Genomic DNA, 22478 nt, shown 5'->3' with positions numbered 1-22478 from the left:
AATTGACAACAAATCCATCGATACTTATTGAATAACAGTAAATTGAGACTATAATAACAAAACACAACAAAACACTTTATCTATAAAATATGCTTTTTGTCTATTTGATAAATTTTATTATATTTACGTTTTAATTCGCTATTAAATTTTTATAATATTATGAGTAATGAATATTATTGACTCAACATTTTACCATTTGGTATTAAAAGAAATTAATTACAGCTTAGGAGATTTATATATGCTTCAAGATGTAGCTGTTTTACAAGTTAATAAAGGTCAACACATAACTAAAGATTCAATTGAAGATATTTTGATGGAACTTTATATGTTTTATGAACTAAAACAGCAAAATTTCGCTTTAATTTCTAATAATATTAATGTGTATACTATTGATTATTCAGATTGTTACAAGTACACTAATCTGTTTTCAAATTTACACTTTTATGGTATTGTTGACTATTCTAATTTAAATGAAACTAAACAGTTTCAACAAAACAATTTTGGTAATACAAAGTCCAAAACATTTAAAAGTCTAAATGAAGCCTTTAATTATATTAGACCTAAAGTGTTAATTTAATTAAAAATAATTATAGCGTGATTACTTTGATATACTAACCAAGTTCAAAATTAGAAACCTTATAAGCTATCTTAATAAGCCCTAACCTTATTTTGATAGCTTATTTTGTATTTAATCGACACTAAACGTAGCTTAATCGAAAACTCATATTACACAGACTATCAATTATTTAAAATATATATTTAAATATAAATTTGTGTAAACGCTATAATATTTATGAAAACAATCAACAGTCAACTAGCAGGTCAAGTTAAAGACGTCTATTTATCTAAATTCGGAACTTTTTATATCTTAGAAGATGTTATTATTTCTGAAATTAATGAAGGCGAGCATTTAACTATAGAAAATGCGCAAGAGCTATTAAACTGTATACATATTTATTATGGTAAAAATAAAAAGTTTGCTTACATCTCTAATAGAGTAAACAATTACTCGATTGAAGTCCTAGACTACCCCAAAATAAATCAATTATTACCTAATTTAGAGTTGTTTGCAATAATTAGTTATTCTCATTTTGATAAAATGAATATTTCAATTGAAAAACAATTCTGTAAAATACCCTATAAAGGCTTTTCGACAATAAAAAAAGCGTACAAGTTTGCTAATCAGTTTTTAGAACAATCAATCATTGGTTCTTCAAAATTACAACCTATTCCTATTAACTCTAACTACAAACAAAAATAGAGCTCAATTACATAAGCTTATCGTTTTACATCTCTTCAACTGATTTTTTAAAACTGTTATCGAATAACATTTACCGTTCTTTTACAACACTTTACAATCTATTAATTTTGTATCAAATACAATTACCGAATGAAAATAGTAGACTCTACCCTAGCGGATTCTATATTAGATATACACATAACAAATCAAGGCAATTTTTATTTTTTAGAAGGCATAGTTATTTCTGAAATTAATGAAGGAATAACCTATACTTTTAATGAAGCCTCAAAAGTAATACAAGCTGCACATAATTTTTATGGCCCAGACATAAGTGTTTGTTACATCTCAAATCGTGTAAACAACTACTCTTTGAAACCATCAGATTGGTTAAAGTTTTTTAGAAACTCAAATAATCAATTAAACGGTTATGCTGTTGTAACAAAAAGTGAAAATAGCTGGTTTAATGCTTTAATGGAACGCTTATTTTTTAAAACAGATATTGTAAGATTTGATAACCTTTACAAAGCAATTGATTGGTCTAAAGCTAGAAACGCAACTATTGACAACAAAACTAGTCTTGCGTCTTAAGGTAAATGCCATCTGGTTTTAAATCTATAAGCTTTTGCTTATACAATGTACCAATTGCTTTTTTAAACGTTTTTTTACTCATCTGCAATTGATCTTTGATTGCTTCAGGATTTGACTTATCTGTTAAAGCTAAAAAACCATTACCATCTGTTAACTCTTGCATGATTTTATCTGCATTAGGCTCTATATTTCTGTAACCAATATCACCTAAGCTAATATCTAACTTATTTCCTGGACGTACTTTTTTAACAATACCTTTTAAACGATCTCCTACACTAATATCTTGAAAAATATTGTCTTTGTATATTAGACCAATATGCTTATTATTAACAATAACATTCATACCTAAATCACTTGGATGAGAAACAATTAAATCTACTTGATCAAACTGATCTACAGTCAATTCTTTATTATCTAAAAAACGATTTGTTTTACTAGAAGCTACTAAACGCTCTGTAACTTCGTCTAAATAACAATGTACAAGATACCAACCTCCTTTTTTCATTGGAAAAGCTTGCTCTTTAAAAGGACAAAATAATTCTTTTACTAAACCAAAATCTAAAAAGGCACCTATTTTAGAAACAGCATTACAACGCAACATCGCAAATTCACCTTTAACAATATAAGGTTCGTCAGTTGTTGCAATCATTCGCTCTTCATTGTCTAAATAAATAAAGACCTCTATATCATCACCAATTTCAAAATGTTTTGGTACGTATCTGTTTGGTAATAAAACTTCATTATTATCTGCATCACCTAAAAACAATCCAGGTTCTGTGTCTCTTAAAATCTCAAGTGTATTAAACTCTCCTATCTGTATCATACTGCAAAGGTAAGCATATAAAAAAAGCGTTACAGAACTGTAACGCTTTTTTTATATAAAATTTTATTCTATTTGTAAATAGCTTCTTTTTTAAAGTGCTTAGCTAGTAAATAATAAACTACAGCTCTGTATTTATTTCTATTTGATCTACCATAAGTTTCCATTACAGAATCTATAGCTTTATCTAAGTCTGCACTATCTTCTAAACCTAATTTTTTAATTAAAAAATTGTTTTTTACTGTCGCTAATTCAGAATCATCAGATCCAGAAACAGTTGCAGCGTCTTTATTGTATATTGATGGTCCACAACCAATAGTTACTTTAGTTAAAAAATCCATATCTGGAGTCACACCACATTTGTCTTTTAAGTCAGTTGCATATTTTGCGATTAATTCATCACGTTTACTCATAATAATAAAAAATTTTAGATTAATGTTTTTAAGCTATTTAAAGGTACAATAATTTTATTTCTTTTTTTAAACGTCAAGGTTTTAAAAACAAATTACGACAAACTACATTTTTTATCGGTAAAAGTTATTTTACGTATTTAAAATAATCTAATAATATAGCATCATTATCTCTGGATGGAGTAAACACCTCTAACAGTTTAGGTTGATTAGAAGGCGTATAAAACGTTTTTAAAGCAGTCTGCAAATCTGTTTTGTTTTCTGCTTTTTTGTACACTAATCCATACATATCACACAACTGTTTTGCTGTTAAGTGATGTTTAGTTTCAAAAAAATAGTCAAAATTATCTGTGTTTTTATGTCCTGGTAAAATCCTAAATATTCCTCCTCCTTCGTTATTAATGACTATTATTCTAAAATTATTAGGTATGTAGTTATTCCATAAAGCATTACTATCGTAAAAAAAGCTTAAATCACCAGTTATAAAAACTGTAGGTTTAGGATTAGCTAAAGCTGCACCAATTGCAGTACTTGTACTACCATCTATACCACTTGTACCTCTATTACAAAAAACTTCTAGTGTAGGGTTTAAATCAAAAAGCTGAGCATATCTTATAGTCGAACTATTACTAACTTGTAATTGTATATTTTCTGGTAACCCATTTAATATATAATCAAAAGCTTTAAAATCTGAAAACGAAATTAAATCCATATAACGCTCATGTTTTTCGCGTCTTATAGTCATTTGATTAGACCAATAAGGATTATAATTACTTTTTACAGCTTTTGTTAACGGAATAAAATGCTTAAAAAACGAATTTATACTTTGCTTAAACACTTTATTTAAAACAAAAAAGGTATCATTAGCTCCATTTTCGGCAACATGCCAATGGTGTATTGGTTTATGAGTCCTTAAAAACTTCTTTATTTTTTTGGATACAATCAAACCTCCAAAAGTAAGTAAAATGTCAGGTTGCAAGGCTTGTAACTCGTTATCAGACAAGGCTCCTATTAACTTATCTATACTTGGACAAAATTTGTCATGATGTAAATTAGACGTGGTTTCGGTAAGTACTAAAACACTTTCATCTTCTGCTAAAACATCTAAAAAATGTTGCTCTACACTGTTTGGAGGTAAAACACCTACTAAGACTAACTTTTGTTTTGAGCCATTCCAAATTTCCGCGAAAGCGTTATAATCTTGATTAGCATCAAGATTAACAACTGGCATCACGTTTGTTGGATTTACCGATAATTGATCTACTCTATCATACAAGGGTTCGTTAAACGGAATATTTACATGAACTGGTCCTTGTGTGGTAATTGCTGTATTTAAAGCTTGGTTTATTTCGGTTTCATTGTAGTGTTGAACACTTTGTTGCAACCCTAAATATTTTTCAATTTTATTTTCAATGCTCTTTATTATCGGCAATTCTTCCGCGAAAGCGTTTTCATTATCTGGATTTAAATCTTGCTTTAAATTGGCTTGATATTGGATGTGGCTATTGTAAACACCTTCTTGCTGTATGGTTTGACCATCACCAATTCCGACCAGATATTTTGGTCTATCTGCACTTAAAACAACTAATGGAATATTACTATAAAAAGCTTCTGAAACTGCCGGATAATAGTTAAGTAAAGCACTTCCTGAGGTACAAACAACTGCTACTGGATGTTTGATTTGTTGGGCAATACCTAAGGCAAAAAATGCAGCACAACGCTCATCAACAATACTATAGCATTTAAAAAAAGAATCGTGTGTAAAACCAATGGTTAAAGGTGCATTTCTGCTTCCTGGTGACAAGACTATGTGTTGTATATTCTTGGCTTTACAAAGCTGAACAACGGTTTGTGCTAAAGGTATTTTTGGGTGTTTCATGTGTGTTACAAAAATACGAAACCCTAAACCTAAATAAAATGTTTATAAGAGGTTTTTAACAGTCTTGGATTTGGCAACGGTTTCGTCCCACTCGTTTTCAGGAATTGAATCTTTAGTAATACCACCTCCAACATAAATTAAAGCTTGATTGTCTTTTATTTGAAGACATCTTAAGTTAACAAACACATGTGACACGCTTTTTACGGTTGCATAAGCGTTGTTTTCAACATTTCTGCGGTTTGTATTTCTTGTTTTAGATTGTTTTAGATTGATTTCGCCTAAAAAACCTGTGTAAAACTCACGATTATAACCTTCGTTATTTATAATAAATTGCTGCGCGTTTTGTTTGGGCAAACCACAAACTGCAGGTGTTGGATGCAATTGTTTAATTACAGATACTAGTCCTTTTTCTGGATCCAGTAATCCTGAAATTTTAGTACGTAAATGCAATAATTTACCAGCTTTTATAGTTTCGGTTTGACCAACATTTAAAGTATTTACATTATCTTGTAAACTATCCACAATAAAGTTAGTGACCAATTGTTGCTCTTCTTTTTCTTTAGCTTGCCAAATGACTTCTTCTGTATCAATATAAGGTTGTGTACCAGCTAAGGACATGGTTAAAAAACGGTTACCTTCTACCTTTAACAAGGTTTCTGGAGTTGCACCTAACCACAATCCTACTTTAGGATGATACCAACAATACACCATAGCTGTGGTGTAAGTATTTAATAGTTTTTGAAGTAAACTTAATGTTTCGGTTTTAGAAAAATCTTGTGCTTCTACTCTAGAAACCACCACTTTTTTAAACGTGTTTGTATTTATTTCGGCTATAGCCTTTTCGACTAAATCTAAATGTTTTTGTTTTGATGTTTCAGAAACTGAAAACGCTGAATTAGATGTAATTGTCTTATCCTCTATTTTAAAACTAGTTTTTAATGTTTTGCAATTTTCTAAAGGAAATAAAATGTTTTCGTTTTTATTTTGAAAAGGCGAAAACACAAAACCACTTGCTTTAAAATTGGTGGTATAATGAAGCTTAGCGTCGTCCTGAAGCATTGCCTTTACAACGCCATCATTTGGCTTACGATAAGCTACAAATGGCAAATCATTATTGAAATGAATATTTAAATGTTCAAAAAAATCTAGTGTTGTCATAAATTATTTCTTTTTAGGTAAAGAAATGGTTGACAATTTACACACTGAAATAAGGTTATCAGCTTCATCAGTCACACGAATATCCAACAACTGCGTTGTACGTCCTTTATGGATAAACGTCGCTCTAGCATATATAAATCCTGATTTTACGCTTTTTAAATGGTTTGCTGTAATTTCTAGACCTCTGACCATTACTTTTTCTTGATCAGAAAATAATATAGCAGCAAAACTACCTACACTTTCTGCTAACGCAGCAGTTGCACCTCCATGCAAAACACCATCAGGCTGATGCACTTTAGGCGTAACAGGCATTCTAGATACTAAAAAGTCATCACCAAAGTCAATAAACTCAATCTCTAATGTTTCCATTAATGTGTTTTTACTAGCTTGATTTGCTTTAGTAATTACTTGTTGTTTAGTATACTTCATGTATCTTTAATTTTAATGTAAAAATACAAAACAAAGCACACAAAATGAAAGCTATAACACTGGAAAATGATCGTGTTAAATTAATACCTTTAGATTTAACCAATTACAAACACTTAACTACTATTGCTAGTGAAAAGGACTTAATATACTACTCACCTAACCAAATAGACACACCAAAAACTTTAAAACAGTATGTGCAAGTTGCTTTAGATGGATTTAAACAGAATATAACATTACCATTTATTGTATTTGATAAAGACAAACAAGCTTTTGCTGGAAGTACGCGTTTTGGATTAATACATCACAAAAATAAAGTTTTACATATTGGATGGACTTGGATTGGAAAAACTTTTCAAGGCACAGGATTAAATAGTCAGATGAAATTTTTAATGCTACAATATGCTTTTGAAACTTTAGATTTTGAAAAAGTAGAATTTAGAATTGATGAACGCAATATTAAGTCCAGAAAAGCTGTAGAAAAGTTAGGTGCTACCTTAGAAGGTTTGTTGCGTCAAAACACTGTAATGAATGATGGTTTTAGACGAAATACTTGTTGTTATGGTATTTTAAAAAGCGAATGGAATACTATTAAATTAGAGCGATTTAAGTAATTAATAGTATTACTTTAAATCTATATTTAAACCAAAAAAATTAGCATTACTTGCTGCTGTGTATTTTGCATGTGTGTAACTAAACCTAAGTTTATTTATTTTTAAAGCAAAACCTGCTGATAAACCAGAAAAATTACGCTGATCAACAATACGCAATTCTTCAGCACGTCTAAAGTTATAACCTAGTCTAATATTAAAACCTTTATCAGGAAACAGCTCTGCTCCTAAAATTGTGTGCCTAATTACATTACTTAAAAAGCCTACTTTTTCTTGAGTTTGATTACCTTCTAAATCTGTAGTTGTCCTAGCTGGATTAGCTTCTGCAATTGGCCATTGCTGAAGGTTTTCAAAAGTTAAATGCCAACGTAATGGAACATGCTCTAGCGTTTGAGATAAACCTAATGTAATATCCAATGGTAAACTTTCGTTTTGACCAGCATATGTTGTGATTTGAGTCCCTAAATTACGAACAACCAAAGCTGCCTGAAACTCTAAATCTTGATTAACATACATTAACCCTAAATCCGTAGCTATACCAAACGAATTATATTGCTCTAAAGTTGATGTTATAAACTTAAGATTAGCACCAAAATAAAAATCTGAATATCCAATTTGTAACGCATAACCTAACGACAAAGCTGCTTCTGTACCTGTAAAGGTTCCGGTTGATATACCGTTTTCGTCATAACCATCAAAATCGCCATAATTAATATAGGTCATTCCTGCATGAAACGTTTGCGTGCGTCTGTCCCAAGTGTAAGCATAAGCTGCTGTACCATAAGTAATACCACCTAAATAATTGCTAAAATTTAATGCAAACTGGTTATCCATTTCTGGATTAATTGCAGAGGGATTATACAAACCTTGTGTAACGTCATAATCTATGTTAGTTAGCACTTTACCACCCAAAGCTGCTTGTCTTGGTGAAGAGACTAAGTTTAAAAATTGATATGTTGATTGTCCACCTAATTGTGCATAACCAAATGCGCCAAATAGCAGGATAAAAAGTGGGACAATTTTATTTTTAAACATAGGATGCAAAGTAAATAAATCTACTTTAAAACGCAGATAAAGAACATTTATTTTTTACTTCAATTTTAGCTTTTGTCCGATTTGTAAATTATTGAATTTTACGTTGTTTAGTTCTGTTAACTTTTTAACCGTAGTATTGTATTTTTTTGAAAGTCTAAATAGATTATCACCTTTTACAACAGTATGATAATCAACACCTTCTTGAAGCTTATTTGTCGCTATATTTTTTTTAGCCTCAGAAGATTCTTTTTGTTTTTCAATTTTAACTAACTCCTTAACTTTTTCTTCTTCTTTTTCAATTGTTGCTAATTCATTTTTAAACGATTCAGAGACTACAGCATCATTTTTTTCATGAATAACAACTTGTTGAACCTCTTTTCTAGCCTTTTTTTCAGCTTTTAATCTTTCTTTTTCCTTTGCTTTTTCCTCTTTTCTTTTAGCTGCTTCTAATTTCTTTTTGGCTTTAGCTAATTTTTTTTCAGCCTTAGCAACCTCTTTTGAGTCATGGTTTTCTATTTTATTGTCTTCACTATTATCAACAACAGGTACTATTAATGGTTTAGAGTAAGTACTTTTATTTTTTATAACTTTTTTAGCATCAGGACTAGTTGTTTTATCTGTAGTTGACGCTTGAACCACAACTTGTGTTGACTGTGTTGGTGGTGGAGCAATTGTTGAAGGTGATTGACCAGGTCTAAGTTTTGCTATAACGCGTTCTTCTCCAGCATAACTAATAACTGGACTACTTGAAGGCACTAAAACACGATTAATAATTTTTATTTTTTGACCTGACTTTAATGTATTTGATTTTAGCAAATTATCTTTTTTGATTTGTGCTTCATCAATATCATATTTTTTTGATAATGTCGTTAGTGTTTCTCCTTGTTTTACATTGTGTACAATAATGTCATTATAGTATACACCATTAGGTGTCGTTTTTAATAGCTCTGCATTAGTTTTATCATGAGCCCTAAAAACATATTCACCTGTTTTAGTAGACATAAAAGCCTCTTTATCTTCTACAATAATTGGTAAAAATTCTTCTGGGTTATCTTGTGCTTTTGTTAAGTATGCACTTAAAAACATGACTATAACTAATATGTTTTTCATTGTAATTATTGGATTTATTTTAACAAATATAAACTATTGACAATTATTGTATTACTCTAATTGGTATAGAATGAAAAAAGCCCTTTTAAAATAAAAGAGCTTTTTTTTATATCAACCTAAGTTGTTTAATTATTTAGAATGTAGAACTTATTAAATTGATAAAACAACACGATTATGGATGTCTAATCTCTTCAATTAGTAATATTTATAATTTTTTAGCCTGCTTCACTTTTTGATCAGTAATTGCAATTTTAACTACATCCATCATATCAGAAACATAATGAAAGGTTAAACCTTTTAAATATTCTGGTTTAATATCTTCAATATCACGTCTATTGTCTTCACAAAGTAATATTTCTTTAATTCTTGCTCGTTTTGCTGCTAATATTTTTTCTTTTATTCCTCCAACTGGTAAAACTTTACCACGAAGCGTAATTTCGCCTGTCATAGCAAGACTTTTCTTAACTTTTCGCTGAGTAAACAATGACACTAAAGAAGTTAACATAGTCACACCTGCACTTGGTCCATCTTTTGGTGTTGCTCCTTCTGGTACGTGGATATGAACATTATATTTTTCAAACACCTCTGGTTTAATATTTAATTCCTCAGCATGCGCTTTAATGTATTCCATTGCAATGGTAGACGACTCCTTCATTACCTTACCTAAGTTACCTGTAATATTTAAAGTACCTTTACCTTTAGATAAAATAGATTCTATAAACAAAATATCACCTCCTACTCTAGTCCAAGCTAAACCTGTAACAACTCCTGCGACATTGTTATTTTCATATTTATCGCGTTCTAATTTTGGACCACCTAAAACTTCAATAATATCTTCGTTTGATATTTTAATATTATAATCCTGTTCCATTGCTATATTTTTGGCAGCATAACGCACCATTTTAGCAATTTGTTTTTCTAAACCACGTACACCAGACTCACGTGTGTATCCTTCAACTATTTTTTCAAGTTGAGGCTTACCTATTTTTAAATGCTTATCTGTTAAACCGTGTTCTTTTAATTGTTTTGGTAATAAGTGACGTTTAGCTATTTCTACTTTTTCTTCTATAGTATAACCTGTAACGTTAATTATTTCCATCCTATCTCTTAAAGCAGGCTGAATTGTATTTAAGCTATTTGACGTTGCTATAAACATGACTTTAGATAAATCGTATCCCATTTCTAGGAAGTTATCATGAAACTCGCCATTTTGTTCTGGATCCAAAACTTCTAACAAAGCAGACGATGGATCACCTTGATGAGAGTTTGAAAGTTTATCGATTTCATCTAAAACAAAAACTGGGTTTGATGTACCTGCTTTTTTAAGGCTTTGTAAAATACGTCCTGGCATTGCTCCAATGTATGTTTTACGGTGTCCTCTAATCTCAGCCTCATCACGTAAACCACCTAAACTCATGCGTACATATTCACGACCTAAAGCTTCTGCAATAGACTTACCTAACGATGTTTTACCAACTCCTGGAGGTCCATAAAGACAAAGAATTGGAGATTTCATATCATTACGTAGTTTTAAAACAGCAAGATGCTCGATAATACGTTTCTTAACATCGTCTAATCCATAATGGTCACGATCTAATATTTTTTCGGCTCGTTGTAAATCAAATTTATCTTTACTAAAAGTACTCCAAGGTAAATCTAAAAATAAATCTAAGTAGTTACGTTGTATAGAATACTCGGCTACCTGAGGATTCATACGTTGCATTTTAGCTAATTCTTTATCAAAATGTTTCCCAACTTTATCGTCCCATTTTTTAGTTTTAGCACGTTTTTTCATGTCTTCAATTTCCTCAGCATTACCACCTCCAAGTTCTTCTTGAATGGTTTTTAATTGCTGATTTAAAAAGTACTCACGTTGTTGTTGGTTTAAATCGCTTTGTACTTTAGACTGAATATCGTTTTTAAGTTCTAGTTTTTGAAACTCGACGTTCATATAACGTAGTGTTTCTAAAGCGCGCTCTTTCAGATGATTCATTTCTAAAAGTGCTTGTTTTTCGTCTACTTTTAAATTCATGTTAGACGAGACAAAGTTTATTAAAAACGAATCGCTTTCTATATTTTTAATAGCAAAGGTTGCTTCTGTTGGGATATTTGGACTATCCTTAATAATTTGTACTGCAAGTTCTTTGATACTGTCAATAATAGCAGCAAACTCTTTATTTTTAGCTGCTGGCTTTGCTTGAGGCACCTCTTTTACTGTAGCTTTAATGTAAGGCTCTTCAGTAATAACTTGGTCTATTTCAAAACGTTTTTTACCTTGAATTATAACGGTTGTGTTACCATCAGGCATTTTTAACACCTTTAAAATTCTGGCAACTGTACCAATTTTATGTAAATCTTCGGCTTTTGGATCTTCTACAGATTCATCAATCTGAGACACCACACCAATAACTTTTCCGCCTTTATTAGCGTCATTAATTAATTTTATTGACTTATCTCTACCTGCTGTAATTGGTATTACTACACCAGGAAATAATACTGTATTACGCAATGATAATATTGGTAAAGATTCTGGTAGCTCTTCTTTTGCTATTTTTTCTTCATCTTCTGGAGTCATTAATGGTATTAACTCTGAGTTTTCGTCAAAGTCTTGTAATGACAAACTGTCAAGTGAAATAAAGTTTGATTTTTTCATAGATATATATAAGTCAAAATGTCACTAAAATAGTTTCAAATGGACTATTTCTTTTTTTAATATTAAACTTAAAGTTTGCTATTATGCTGATATGCTTAAGTTTATCAATATAATGTAGCAGACATTCAATATTAAAAATTCAATTAATGTGCCACTTTAGACTTTTCAAACATTAAATAAAGGTTGATTTAGACTTACAAATAAAAAAATAAAATATTTTTTCAAAAAAGTGTAACAAACTATTTTAACTTTCCTCTTTATATAAAACAAACCATTTTTGACACTAACCAAACATACTATAGAGCAACTTGTAACGCTTTGCATATCTGGAAACCAATTAGCGCAATTGGAAATATATAACAGATATTACAAAGCCATGTACAATACCTCTTATAGAATTGTAAACAATAGTTTTGAAGCTGAAGACATAATGCAAGAGTCCTTTTTGACCGCATTTACTAAGCTTGAAAAATTAAAAGAAATTAGCACATTTACTGCTTGGTTAAAGCGTATAGTTGTTAATAATAGCGTAAAAGCTTTTAATAAAAATAAAAAAAACGGAGAAGTTGGATTGGATGATGTATTATACAAAATTGAAGACCATCAAGGTGTAGACACAACAACCGAAATAACATCAGTTAAAGCGAAACAAATTTTAGATTATTTAAACCAATTAAAATCAAATTATAAAATTGCGCTAACCCTACATTTAATTGAAGGTTATGATTACGAAGAAATTAGCCAAATAATGGAAATTAGCTATGCTAATTGTAGAACAACAGTCTCTAGAGCAAAAGAGAGTTTAAGAAAAAAATTAGAACAATTAAACTAATTGTTATGAACAACAATATAGATAAATTATTTAAAAGTTTAGACCATCAATTTGATGTCGAAACCCCAAATTTAGGACACCAACAGCGGTTTTTAGACAAACTAAACAGTTCCAAAACCGAAACTGTAGTAGTAAGCACAAAAAAGACTTACTGGAAGCCTCTATTAGCTGTAGCAGCATCTATAGTACTAATAGTCACCTTAACGTTTAATTTAAAACCAGAACAGAAAACAAAGGATTTAGCAAGTATCTCTCCACAATTAGCAGAGACACAAAACTTTTTTTCTAACACTATTGCTTTTGAATTAAATAAACTAAATACTGAAAAAAGTCCTGAAACACAAAAACTAGTAAACGATGCTTTAACACGCTTAGAGCAACTTGAAACCGAATACCAAAACTTAAAATTAAACCTAATTGAAAGTGGAGAAGATCAACGTGTTATTTACGCTATGATTACCAATTTTCAAAACCGAATAGACCTACTACAAAGTACATTGTTACAAATTGAAGAGGTTAAAAACTTAAAACAAAACTCCTATGAAACTACTATATAAACTAACACTTTGTCTTTTATTACCTGTATTTGCAATAGCAAATAATGGTGCTTGGGAAGGTAAACACACTAAAACTAAAAAAATTAATAAAGAATATACTGTAAGTGACAATGCGACCTTAAAAGTAGCTAACAAATACGGAAATTTAGATATTGTTACTTGGACAGGAAATACCATTGCTATTGAAGTTACAATCACTACCAATGGTAATGATTTAGAAGATGTACAAAAACGTTTAAATGAAATAGATGTAGCGTTTTCTGCAACGTCAAGTTATGTGTCTGCTGAAACTATTATTGGTAAAAAGAAAAAAAGCTCTTGGTGGAATTGGTCTAGTAATGACGATGTAAACATGAAAATTAATTACATAATAAAACTACCAATTACTAATAATGTAAATCTAAATAATGATTACGGAAATATAACATTAGACACGCTTAAAGGTCGTGCAGAAATTAGTTGCGATTATGGTAAAATAACAACTAAAGAGTTACTTGCAGACAATAACATAATCAAGTTTGACTACACTAATAATAGTTATTTTGAATATATACAAAGTGGAAAAATTAATGCCGATTACAGTGGTTTTACAGTCGCAAAAACTAAAGATCTTAATATTATTGCCGATTACACAAAAACACTTGTTGAAATAGCCGAAAACATTAGATACAACTGTGACTATGGAAGTTTACGTGTAAATAAATTAAATAGTATATCTGGTAACGGAAACTACCTAACTGTAGTACTAGATGATGTTTACAAAAACGTAAATCTAAATGCCGATTATGGTTCTATCAAAATAGGAAAAATGAACAAAAATGCAGGTGACGTATCTATTGAATCTGATTATGTAGGTATCAAAATTGGTATTGATCCTGATTATGCTTTTGATTTTGATATCAATCTTGAATATGGTAACCTTAAAGGAGAAGACGACTTTAATATACAAACCAAAAGCATCAAAAACTCGGACAAATATTACACAGGTTACCATAACAACAATACTTCTGGTAATTTAATTAAAATAAACTCAGAATACGGAAGCGTAACCTTTGATAAAAAATAATCAATTAACAATAAATAATCAATCATCATGAAACTATTAAAAACAACACTAGTCTTAGCCTTAACTGTAATGAGCTTAACCTCTTGTAACGCACAATGGGGAAACGGAAAAAAAATAAAAGGTAACGGAAATTACACCACAATAAAAAGATCTACATCAGATTATGATGCCATTAAATTAGCAGGTTGGATGGATTTTGAATTAGTCTCTGGTACAGAAGGTACTATTATTTTAGAAGGAGAAGAAAACTTATTAAACTATATTACAACTGAAGTTAAATCTAACAGCTTAATAATTAAAATTGAAAACAATATAAACTTAAAACCAAGCGGAAATAAAACCATTAAAATAACTGTTCCGTTTGAAGATATTGACAAAGTAACATTATCAGGTTCTGGAGATGTTACTTCTAATACAACCATTAACTCCAAAAACTTTGAAGCAAGAGTATCAGGTTCTGGAGACGTCACTTTAGATGTACAATCCTCATCAGTTGAAGGTTCTGTAACAGGTTCTGGAGATCTAACATTAACAGGAAACACTAAAAACTTAAACGCTAGTGTTACAGGTTCTGGAGATTTTCATGGAGAAAAATTACAATCCGATAATACTGAAGCAAAAGTAACAGGTTCTGGAGGTATAAAAGTATACAGCAATAATAGTTTAAAAGCTAAAGTAACAGGTTCTGGAGATATACATTATAAAGGTAATCCTTCAAATGTTGACAAGAAAGTCACTGGATCTGGAGACATTAGCAATTAGAGTCCCTTAACATAAGTTTTAAAAGCCATTATTTATCAAACAAGTAATGGCTTTTTATTTTATTGGTAAATCTTTTTTTATGATTTAAAAATATTCCTACAGGAATATTATATTTGAGCTATGCAAAAAAGCTTAGGATATCAAACCACTGTAGATTTTTATAATTGTAACCATGACATCATTAATTCTGTTTCTGCAATTACTGACATATTAGAAAAAGCTGCTAAATTAATGCAGTTAAACATTGTTAATACAACAATTCATCAGTTTTCTCCAATTGGTATAAGTGGTGTCATTGTTATTAAAGAAAGTCATATTGCCATACACACTTGGCCTGAACACAACTATGTGGCTCTAGATTTTTTTACCTGTAGTACTTTTAACGATTTAGAAGAAGGTATTTTATGGATTCAAAAACAATTTAAATCTAATAAAATAGAACAACAATTTTCACAAAGAGGTTTTCTAACCAAAATGATATAACTATGAGTTTAAAAAAAACAATAGCTAATTATTTTGACGACGAGAAGGGAAATGCAAAAGGTGAAGCTTTTTTAGAGTATTTTATTTCTGTTTTAATTTTAATTAATGTTCTAGCAATCATACTAGAATCGTATCAATCAATTTATACTAAATATAAATTTGTATTCACTTTTATTGAGCTCTTTTCAATTATAATATTTTCAACTGAATATATAATTCGTATTTGGGTTTCAGATTTAATCTACCCAAAATTATCACCTACAAAAGCTAGATTAAAATACATATTTTCATTTATGGGTATTGTAGACTTAGCCTCTATCTTGCCTTTTTACCTTCCTTTTATTGTCACTTTAGATTTAAGAATTATTAGATTGTTACGTTTATTTAGGCTACTTAGAGTTTTAAAATTAAATCGTAATTTTAAAAGTTTAGCAGTTATACGTTCTGTTATTGTTAAGACAAAAAACGAAATTTTGGTTTCAGCAATTTTAGTTTTTATACTTTTAATAATAGCATCTACATTAATGTTTTACATTGAAAATAAAGCGCAACCTGAAGCTTTTGAAAACATTGGCCAAGCACTTTGGTGGGCAGTTGCAACGCTTACAACTGTAGGTTATGGTGATATTTACCCAATAACAGGTTTAGGTAAAGTAATGAGTGCTGTTATAGCCTTATTAGGTATTGGTTTTGTTGCTTTACCTACTGGTATAATTAGTTCTGCTTATATTGAAGAAATAAGAAATCTAAAGAAATCACAACAATGTTTTTGTCCACATTGTAACAAAGAAATTATCGAATAATGTTTGAAAACAAATCAAAATATCCATTAAATAAGCTTAAAGTTGGCTTTACATTTAAACTATTTAAACAAAAATGGACTATTACTGAAATTGCTGAATATAGCTGGAACACAGGCAACATGAGTGTTGAATATACAATTGAAAATACTGATAAAAAAGCATTTTTAGAAGTAGAATTTTACAAAGGGAAATTTGAAGTCATATACAGTGAAGCTTTAACTTTAAATAATATAAATTTAGATTTAATCATTGAAGATGGCTATTTGATATTTGAGAATAAGAAATATAATTTAGAAGAAACATTTTCAGGATCTTATAGAAATATGACTACTTTTACAAGTACAGAAAACCTTATAAGTTATCAGTTTTACTTAAAAGATAATTGCATTTCAGTCGAAAAATGGGATGATGGCAGCATCGAAAGCTTTATTGGAGAAGAAATAAAACCAAAAAAAATAACCAACATAAATACTTTATAAAATGACCAAACACATTCTATATACAACTATAATTAGCATCTTATTTTTATCTTGTGGTTCTTCTGATAAAGAAGTTAAGACGATTACTATTGAGCCTTCTCAAGCTATATTAAAAAATATAGCTAGTAATGATTTTTCTATTGTTTTAGACGATATGAAGATTGATGAAACAGAAAATTTAATAGTACATAAACATAAATACAAAGTATTAGAGTTAAAAAACGATTCTCTACATAGCACAGACAAAGATTGGTCGGTTGTTAATCAAAGCTTTTTTTTAAACCATAAAAATGATTTAGGTATGGAAATTTTATCAAGACATAATGGTAAAGTTTCTACTTTAGCACAACCTGTTGGTTATGGTTGGGCAATTGGTAATAGTGCACATGGTGAATGGGAAGAAACTTCTACAGACAGTACAAGTACTAAATCTCATGGTACATCCTCTCATGGACGCTGGAGAACTCATTCTACTAGTCCTTTCTTCTGGTTATGGTTAGGCTCAAGAAGAAGTTTTTTTAGAAATGATTATAATAATTACAGAACGTATAATACCACTGGAAGAAGTTATTATGGGCAAAATAACAATAATACTTATACTCATGGTACTAGAAGTAGTTATCAAAAAAAATCAAGACCTTCATTTTTTACAAGAAAAAGTCAAAACTCTACCAGTTGGAATAATCTTGAAAAAAGAACAAGTAGAAGCTCTTCTAGATATAAATCAGGATCAAGTACACGATCTAGATCAGGAGGAATAGGAAAATAGATATTTTGGGATACACAAAAAAGCAAAAATCATTTGCATTAAAAATTGCATTATTTGCAACAGGATTAAGTGGTATTGTCGCAGAATATATACTATCTACTTTAGCATCATACTTTATTGGTAACGCAATATTGCAATTTACTTTAATTGTTTCAATTATGTTATTTGCAATGGGCTTAGGTAGTCGACTATCTAGACTATTTACTGGTAATGTCGTCTTATCGTTTGTAATTACTGAACTGATATTATCTGTATTTATATCTTTTTCAGCTATAATTTGTTATTTAATTTATGGTTATACAGATTTTTCATGGTTGATAATATATATGTTTTCCATACTTATTGGATTGTTAATTGGTTTAGAAATACCTCTTGCTACTCGTATCAATGATGATTACGAAGAGCTTCGTCTTAACATCTCTAATATTTTAGAAAAAGACTATTTTGGAAGTTTAATTGGAGGCTTGTTTTTTGCTTTTGTAGGTCTACCCTACTTAGGTTTAACTTACACTCCTTTTATTTTAGGTTTTCTAAACCTAAGTGTATCATTTTGGCTATTTGTAGTTTTAAAAGATACTTTTTCAACTAAAATAAAAAAAACCTTAATCTTAGCATACATAGTTGTTACAAGCTGTATTGCTTTAGGTATCTATTTTGCTAATCCTATTATACAATATGGAGAACAAGCAAAATACAAGGATAAAATTGTTTTTAGCCAACAAACAAAATACCAAAAAATTGTAATTACTAAATGGAAAGAATGGCACTCCTTATACATAAATGGTAATCAGCAATTATCTTCTTTTGACGAATTTATGTATCATGAACCTATGGCTCACGTGACTATGAATCTAGCTGAAAAAAAAAATAATATTTTAATTTTAGGTGGTGGAGATGGCTGTTTAGCTAGAGAGGTTTTAAAATATGATAATATTGAAACAATAACTTTAGTAGATTTAGATCCAGTTATGTTGGATTTAGGGAAAAACAACAAAACCTTTAAATCAATAAACAACAACGCTTTAAACAACTCTAAAATAAAAACAATTGCTGCAGATGCTTTTACTTTTTTAGAAAACAAAACAATTGATTATGATGTGATTTTTGTTGATCTTCCTGACCCTAATAATGTTGATCTAAATAAACTATACACCAAAGAGTTTTATCTTTTATGCAGTCAAAGATTAACCAAAAATGGAATAATGATTACTCAAAGTGGCAGTCCATACTATGCAACTAAAGCTTTTTATTGTATTGAAAAAACTATGCAAGCAGCTAATTTTAATACTATACCTTTGCACAATCAAATTTTAACTCTTGGAGAATGGGGTTGGATTATAGGTGGTAAACAAAAGATTTCTAGCCAACAAATACAAAATATAGATGTATCTAAAATTGACTCTTTAAAATGGTTAAATAATAAATCTATAAACTTACTAACTTCATTTGGTAAACCTTTGTCAGATACAACAAACATTAAAATAAACACTATTTTTAATCCTAAATTATATACTTACTATAAAGAAGGGAATTGGAATTTATACTAAATACCAATATTATTACAAAAAGAAAGCCACTATTAAATAGTGGCTTTCTTTTTTCTAATTATACTATTTTAGTTTAAAATAACTTCGTTTAGTTCTGCTAAAATAGAAGTTGTAATACTATCATCACCATCGTAAACACTTCCTTCGTATTTAATAAGACCTACATCTTCTGCAAAATAATAAAAGTATTCAGCTGAACTATCTGGTAATCCAGCTACTTGGTATGTAGAGTTTGCTTTAACTTTAATTACTGGACTATAAGTAGTACCATTAACCTCAACGCTTATACCTTTTTCCATAATTTCGTTATTGTAAGTTACATTCATGTTAGTGTCTGGGACATCAGGTAAACCATCCATTAATACTTCTGTAGAAGTCGTTATACTGTAATTACTGGTCCATGTCTCTCCAACTTCTAAATAGTCCTTTAACATTACAAAACTGTAAGACGATTGAGAAATTTGATAAACACCACTAACTTCAAAAGAAGTACTAGCTACACTAATGTGATAATCCCCTCCATTTTTACTAGAATAAGCATTGATCTCTACATCTCCTGTTACAGAGCCATCTGTACTAGTTGAACTTGGCAAAAAAGAACTATATAAATAAGAAGGAAAACCTAAATAATCTTCTTGTAAAGAAATTTCCATAATACCGTCGTCTTCTTGTTGTCCATCAATATAATTATCATAAGTCCATTTATTTCCTGTAGCCATTGGCCAATAGTCACCTGTAGACTCACCTCCAGATTCTCCAATAACATCGTTATTCTCAAATGGTGAATCACTGTTTGACTCAAGGTCAAAACCTTCTAACGCTTCGTTTTCACAACTAAATACAATTAATAATAAGGATAATAGCGATAAAGTTTTTTTCATGTTTTATAAGTTTTAGACATTAAACTTAAGATAATTAATTTAATTCTCCGTGTTTTGGTACTCTAAAAAGCAATACAATTCCAATTAAAAAAAAGATAAATAAAAACAAAATTGCATTTCGCATCGTACTAATTTGGTCTACAACAGCAAAAACAGTCATACCTATAACAATACCTATTTTTTCTGCTACATCAAAAAAGCTAAAATATGATGTTGTATCTTCAGTATTATCTGGTAAAAATTTTGAATAAGTAGACCTTGCTAAACTTTGGACACCTCCCATAACTAAACCTACAAATCCTGCTGCTATATAAAACTGAACAGGTGTAATCATAAAATAGGCGTAAAAACATAATAGCATCCATATGATATTAACAACAATTAATGTTTTAATATTACCATATTTAGCCGATGCTTTAGAGGTTAAAACAGCTCCTAATATTGCCACAAGTTGAATGACTAATATACTTACAATCAAACCTTGTGTTTTTTGGGCATCATCTAACCATGCAATTTCTTTTTCACCAAAATAAACTGCCATTAACATTATAGTTTGCACAGCCATGCTAAACACGAAAAAGGCATATAAATAGCGTTTTAATCTTAAATTTTGTTTCAGTTGAAACCAAACCATTTTCAACTCTTTAAATCCATTAAATAATACGTCTTTTGTTACTTTATGTCCTTGAGAAACTCCTTTTGGTAATACATAAAAAGTGTATTGACTAAATACTAACCACCAAATACCAACGGTTATAAAAGAATACCTCATCATTTCAACTTTTTCGGCTCCAGTTTCTTGAGTCATAACCATCCCTAAATTAGCCACAAGTAATATAACACTACCAATGTAACCTAAAGAAAATCCTTTGGCACTAATTTGATCTTGTTGATCATCAAAAGCTATATCTGGTAAATAGGAATTATAGAATACTAAACTTCCCCAATACCCTAACAGTCCCATGAAATAGAATAATAAACTAACATAAATACTTTCTTTTGAAAACCAGTACAGTCCAATACAACCAAAACTACCTAAGTAACAAAAAAACTTCATAAAGTTTTTTTTATTCCCTACATAATCTGCAATACCAGATAAAATTGGTGATGTAAAAGTTACGACTAAAAAAGTAAAAGCTGTAATAATTGAAATTAACACTGTTGGCTTCATTACAAATCCAAAAGCAGCTATTGTTTCATCTTCAGAGGTAAATAAAGTTCCATAAAACAAAGGAAATATTGACGATGCTATAGTTAAGGTATATACTGAATTTGCCCAATCATAAAATGCCCAAGCATTCAATAACTTTTTACTTCCTTTTTTAAGATGTTCCATTTAATTTTGATTAGTTAGTGCCTAAAAATACAAAAGCTGCTCTTGATATCAAGAACAGCTTGTAAAGTAATTTAATATTATTAATACTAACTTAATATTGACCTAAAGGTCTAAAGCTAGAGACACCAAACTTTTTAGCTTCTGCTTTAGCTGTAGGTGACAATGCAGTTAAGTTATCTATACGTGTTTGGTTAGCTGGATGCGTACTTAAAAACTCTGGTGGTGCAGATCCACCACTAGCTTGAGCCATACGTCTCCATAAGTTTGCAGCTTCATCTGGATTGTATCCTGCTATTGCTGTTAATATTAAACCAATACGATCTGCTTCCGTTTCATGACTTCTACTAAATGGTAACATTCCTAAAACATTAGATCCTACTCCATAATATTGATTAAAAGCATTACGTTGGTTATCATCTGTAATGGCAATGTTTCCTGCAACAGCTAAACCTTGCTGAATGTAAGAAGCACTCATACGTTGTTGACCATGGTTAGCTAAAGCATGTGCAACTTCATGACCCATAATTGCTGCAACAGCAGTCTCGTTAGCTGCTACTGGTAAAATACCTGTGTAAAACACTATTTTTCCTCCAGGCATACACCATGCGTTTACAACATCTTCTTCAATTAAGTTATATTCCCATTTATAATCATTAAGGTAACCTTGTTGTCCATTGGCATTTAACCAACGTTCTGCAGCAACTGCAATACGTTGTCCAACACGTTTAATCATATCTGCACGAGTTGTTCCTGTTTCTACTTTACTTTCTGTTAGTACCTGATTATACTGTGCAAAAGCTGTAGGAAATAATTGTGCATTAGATACAAATGCTAAAGTTTTTTTTCCTGTAAATGGGTTAGTTGCACAAGACATTACTAAAAGTAAAACTAATGTTGCAACTATGGATTTTTTTAATTTCATGATTATTTTTAATTATTTCTTTCTATAAAGCTACAAAAACTTAGGCAAATTTAACATATTTCACAGTATAAAGACCACCTAGATTATCGATTAAATACACAAAAACACTTT

General features: G+C 30.0%; 24 protein-coding genes. 13 read left to right on the top strand and 11 right to left on the bottom strand.

Annotated features, from left to right (window positions below; translation table 11 throughout):
* Window positions 1-166: 166 nt before the first annotated feature.
* The 3 genes from JAO71_RS03250 to JAO71_RS03240 all read left to right on the top strand — a co-directional run bounded on the left by JAO71_RS03250 (window position 167) and on the right by JAO71_RS03240 (window position 1828).
* On the top strand, window positions 167-577 hold the full coding sequence (locus JAO71_RS03250; protein ID WP_054851159.1) for a hypothetical protein: 411 nt from the start codon (window positions 167-169) through the stop codon (window positions 575-577).
* A gap of 216 nt (window positions 578-793) precedes the next feature.
* On the top strand, window positions 794-1261 hold the full coding sequence (locus tag JAO71_RS03245; RefSeq protein ID WP_116822890.1) for a hypothetical protein: 468 nt from the start codon (window positions 794-796) through the stop codon (window positions 1259-1261).
* 129 nt (window positions 1262-1390) lie between these two features.
* Window positions 1391-1828, top strand: coding sequence for a hypothetical protein (locus JAO71_RS03240; RefSeq protein ID WP_116822891.1), 438 nt, complete (start codon window positions 1391-1393; stop codon window positions 1826-1828).
* On the opposite strand, the gene JAO71_RS03235 is transcribed toward JAO71_RS03240, so the two are convergent.
* From JAO71_RS03235 to JAO71_RS03215, 5 genes are all read right to left on the bottom strand, one after another.
* Window positions 1812-2651 carry a CvfB family protein gene (locus JAO71_RS03235; protein ID WP_202998791.1) on the bottom strand — a complete coding sequence of 280 codons (840 nt, stop codon included), beginning with the start codon at window positions 2649-2651 and terminating at the stop codon, window positions 1812-1814. The two genes, JAO71_RS03240 and JAO71_RS03235, sit on opposite strands and share 17 nt — an antisense overlap.
* 68 nt (window positions 2652-2719) lie before the next feature.
* On the bottom strand, window positions 2720-3061 hold the full coding sequence (locus JAO71_RS03230) for a DUF2853 family protein (RefSeq protein ID WP_028290893.1): 342 nt from the start codon (window positions 3059-3061) through the stop codon (window positions 2720-2722).
* A 124-nt stretch (window positions 3062-3185) separates the two neighbouring features.
* Entirely contained in the window at window positions 3186-4937 is a 1752-nt protein-coding gene (gene menD, locus JAO71_RS03225) for a 2-succinyl-5-enolpyruvyl-6-hydroxy-3-cyclohexene-1-carboxylate synthase (protein ID WP_116822893.1), read from the bottom strand.
* Window positions 4938-4979: 42 nt separating this feature from the next.
* The gene (locus tag JAO71_RS03220) at window positions 4980-6095 is read right to left on the bottom strand and encodes a chorismate-binding protein (protein WP_202998789.1); all 1116 of its coding nucleotides are present in this window, start codon (window positions 6093-6095) and stop codon (window positions 4980-4982) included.
* 3 nt (window positions 6096-6098) lie between these two features.
* Window positions 6099-6524, bottom strand: a complete 426-nt coding sequence (locus JAO71_RS03215; RefSeq protein WP_028290896.1) for a PaaI family thioesterase — start codon at window positions 6522-6524, stop codon at window positions 6099-6101.
* A 44-nt stretch (window positions 6525-6568) separates the two neighbouring features.
* Between JAO71_RS03215 and JAO71_RS03210 the strand changes: the two genes are divergently transcribed.
* The gene (locus tag JAO71_RS03210; RefSeq protein ID WP_116822895.1) at window positions 6569-7135 is read left to right on the top strand and encodes a GNAT family N-acetyltransferase; all 567 of its coding nucleotides are present in this window, start codon (window positions 6569-6571) and stop codon (window positions 7133-7135) included.
* Between the two features lie 9 nt (window positions 7136-7144).
* Here JAO71_RS03210 and porQ read toward each other — a convergent pair whose 3' ends face one another.
* The 3 genes from porQ to lon form a co-directional block, all read right to left on the bottom strand.
* The gene (gene porQ, locus JAO71_RS03205; RefSeq protein WP_116822896.1) at window positions 7145-8167 is read right to left on the bottom strand and encodes a type IX secretion system protein PorQ; all 1023 of its coding nucleotides are present in this window, start codon (window positions 8165-8167) and stop codon (window positions 7145-7147) included.
* Window positions 8168-8221: 54 nt separating this feature from the next.
* Window positions 8222-9277: a LysM peptidoglycan-binding domain-containing protein gene (locus tag JAO71_RS03200; RefSeq protein WP_236011149.1), complete on the bottom strand. Its 1056-nt coding sequence runs from the start codon at window positions 9275-9277 to the stop codon at window positions 8222-8224.
* 205 nt (window positions 9278-9482) lie between these two features.
* Window positions 9483-11930 carry an endopeptidase La gene (lon, locus tag JAO71_RS03195; RefSeq protein WP_028290900.1) on the bottom strand — a complete coding sequence of 816 codons (2448 nt, stop codon included), beginning with the start codon at window positions 11928-11930 and terminating at the stop codon, window positions 9483-9485.
* Window positions 11931-12207: 277 nt separating this feature from the next.
* Here lon and JAO71_RS03190 point away from each other — a divergent pair, with 277 nt between their 5' ends.
* The 9 genes from JAO71_RS03190 (at window position 12208) to JAO71_RS03150 (ending at window position 19228) form a co-directional block, all read left to right on the top strand.
* The gene (locus tag JAO71_RS03190) at window positions 12208-12762 is read left to right on the top strand and encodes an RNA polymerase sigma factor (RefSeq protein WP_202998787.1); all 555 of its coding nucleotides are present in this window, start codon (window positions 12208-12210) and stop codon (window positions 12760-12762) included.
* A gap of 5 nt (window positions 12763-12767) precedes the next feature.
* Complete coding sequence (locus JAO71_RS03185; RefSeq protein WP_202998785.1) at window positions 12768-13319, top strand: hypothetical protein; 552 nt, start codon at window positions 12768-12770, stop codon at window positions 13317-13319.
* Window positions 13303-14385, top strand: a complete 1083-nt coding sequence (locus JAO71_RS03180; RefSeq protein WP_054851170.1) for a hypothetical protein — start codon at window positions 13303-13305, stop codon at window positions 14383-14385. Before JAO71_RS03185 ends, JAO71_RS03180 begins: the two co-directional genes overlap by 17 nt.
* Before the next feature lie 27 nt (window positions 14386-14412).
* Window positions 14413-15147, top strand: coding sequence for a head GIN domain-containing protein (locus JAO71_RS03175; protein WP_202998783.1), 735 nt, complete (start codon window positions 14413-14415; stop codon window positions 15145-15147).
* A 120-nt stretch (window positions 15148-15267) separates the two neighbouring features.
* On the top strand, window positions 15268-15630 hold the full coding sequence (speD, locus tag JAO71_RS03170; protein ID WP_054851172.1) for an adenosylmethionine decarboxylase: 363 nt from the start codon (window positions 15268-15270) through the stop codon (window positions 15628-15630).
* A gap of 2 nt (window positions 15631-15632) precedes the next feature.
* Entirely contained in the window at window positions 15633-16433 is an 801-nt protein-coding gene (locus JAO71_RS03165; RefSeq protein WP_202998781.1) for an ion transporter, read from the top strand.
* Window positions 16433-16912 carry a DUF4178 domain-containing protein gene (locus JAO71_RS03160; RefSeq protein ID WP_202998779.1) on the top strand — a complete coding sequence of 160 codons (480 nt, stop codon included), beginning with the start codon at window positions 16433-16435 and terminating at the stop codon, window positions 16910-16912. Before JAO71_RS03165 ends, JAO71_RS03160 begins: the two co-directional genes overlap by 1 nt.
* Window position 16913: 1 nt before the next feature.
* Entirely contained in the window at window positions 16914-17681 is a 768-nt protein-coding gene (locus tag JAO71_RS03155; RefSeq protein ID WP_202998777.1) for a hypothetical protein, read from the top strand.
* A 5-nt stretch (window positions 17682-17686) separates the two neighbouring features.
* Window positions 17687-19228 carry a polyamine aminopropyltransferase gene (locus tag JAO71_RS03150; protein WP_202998775.1) on the top strand — a complete coding sequence of 514 codons (1542 nt, stop codon included), beginning with the start codon at window positions 17687-17689 and terminating at the stop codon, window positions 19226-19228.
* 68 nt (window positions 19229-19296) lie between these two features.
* Here the strand turns inward: JAO71_RS03150 and JAO71_RS03145 are convergent, their stop codons facing one another.
* From JAO71_RS03145 to JAO71_RS03135, 3 genes are all read right to left on the bottom strand, one after another.
* On the bottom strand, window positions 19297-20109 hold the full coding sequence (locus tag JAO71_RS03145) for a hypothetical protein (protein WP_116822903.1): 813 nt from the start codon (window positions 20107-20109) through the stop codon (window positions 19297-19299).
* A gap of 34 nt (window positions 20110-20143) precedes the next feature.
* Window positions 20144-21445 carry an MFS transporter gene (locus JAO71_RS03140; RefSeq protein ID WP_202998773.1) on the bottom strand — a complete coding sequence of 434 codons (1302 nt, stop codon included), beginning with the start codon at window positions 21443-21445 and terminating at the stop codon, window positions 20144-20146.
* Window positions 21446-21536: 91 nt separating this feature from the next.
* A complete protein-coding gene (locus tag JAO71_RS03135; RefSeq protein ID WP_202998771.1) occupies window positions 21537-22367 on the bottom strand; it encodes a M48 family metallopeptidase in 831 nt (276 codons plus the stop codon).
* Window positions 22368-22478 lie beyond the last annotated feature (111 nt).

Source organism: Olleya sediminilitoris (genome assembly GCF_016785945.1).
GTDB classification, from domain to species: Bacteria; Bacteroidota; Bacteroidia; order Flavobacteriales; family Flavobacteriaceae; genus Olleya; species Olleya sediminilitoris.
This window is presented reverse-complemented; position numbering and strand designations above follow the sequence as displayed.

Bases quoted from the DNA above. Each gene is read 5' to 3' on its own strand.
- JAO71_RS03250 (WP_054851159.1), top strand. From the start codon at position 167: ATGAATATTATTGACTCAACATTTTACCATTTGGTATTAAAAGAAATT.
- JAO71_RS03245 (WP_116822890.1), top strand. From the start codon at position 794: ATGAAAACAATCAACAGTCAACTAGCAGGTCAAGTTAAAGACGTCTAT.
- JAO71_RS03240 (WP_116822891.1), top strand. From the start codon at position 1,391: ATGAAAATAGTAGACTCTACCCTAGCGGATTCTATATTAGATATACAC.
- JAO71_RS03235 (WP_202998791.1), bottom strand. From the start codon at position 2,651: ATGATACAGATAGGAGAGTTTAATACACTTGAGATTTTAAGAGACACA.
- JAO71_RS03230 (WP_028290893.1), bottom strand. From the start codon at position 3,061: ATGAGTAAACGTGATGAATTAATCGCAAAATATGCAACTGACTTAAAA.
- menD (WP_116822893.1), bottom strand. From the start codon at position 4,937: ATGAAACACCCAAAAATACCTTTAGCACAAACCGTTGTTCAGCTTTGT.
- JAO71_RS03220 (WP_202998789.1), bottom strand. From the start codon at position 6,095: ATGACAACACTAGATTTTTTTGAACATTTAAATATTCATTTCAATAAT.
- JAO71_RS03215 (WP_028290896.1), bottom strand. From the start codon at position 6,524: ATGAAGTATACTAAACAACAAGTAATTACTAAAGCAAATCAAGCTAGT.
- JAO71_RS03210 (WP_116822895.1), top strand. From the start codon at position 6,569: ATGAAAGCTATAACACTGGAAAATGATCGTGTTAAATTAATACCTTTA.
- porQ (WP_116822896.1), bottom strand. From the start codon at position 8,167: ATGTTTAAAAATAAAATTGTCCCACTTTTTATCCTGCTATTTGGCGCA.
- JAO71_RS03200 (WP_236011149.1), bottom strand. From the start codon at position 9,277: ATGAAAAACATATTAGTTATAGTCATGTTTTTAAGTGCATACTTAACA.
- lon (WP_028290900.1), bottom strand. From the start codon at position 11,930: ATGAAAAAATCAAACTTTATTTCACTTGACAGTTTGTCATTACAAGAC.
- JAO71_RS03185 (WP_202998785.1), top strand. From the start codon at position 12,768: ATGAACAACAATATAGATAAATTATTTAAAAGTTTAGACCATCAATTT.
- JAO71_RS03180 (WP_054851170.1), top strand. From the start codon at position 13,303: ATGAAACTACTATATAAACTAACACTTTGTCTTTTATTACCTGTATTT.
- JAO71_RS03175 (WP_202998783.1), top strand. From the start codon at position 14,413: ATGAAACTATTAAAAACAACACTAGTCTTAGCCTTAACTGTAATGAGC.
- speD (WP_054851172.1), top strand. From the start codon at position 15,268: ATGCAAAAAAGCTTAGGATATCAAACCACTGTAGATTTTTATAATTGT.
- JAO71_RS03165 (WP_202998781.1), top strand. From the start codon at position 15,633: ATGAGTTTAAAAAAAACAATAGCTAATTATTTTGACGACGAGAAGGGA.
- JAO71_RS03160 (WP_202998779.1), top strand. From the start codon at position 16,433: ATGTTTGAAAACAAATCAAAATATCCATTAAATAAGCTTAAAGTTGGC.
- JAO71_RS03155 (WP_202998777.1), top strand. From the start codon at position 16,914: ATGACCAAACACATTCTATATACAACTATAATTAGCATCTTATTTTTA.
- JAO71_RS03145 (WP_116822903.1), bottom strand. From the start codon at position 20,109: ATGAAAAAAACTTTATCGCTATTATCCTTATTATTAATTGTATTTAGT.
- JAO71_RS03140 (WP_202998773.1), bottom strand. From the start codon at position 21,445: ATGGAACATCTTAAAAAAGGAAGTAAAAAGTTATTGAATGCTTGGGCA.
- JAO71_RS03135 (WP_202998771.1), bottom strand. From the start codon at position 22,367: ATGAAATTAAAAAAATCCATAGTTGCAACATTAGTTTTACTTTTAGTA.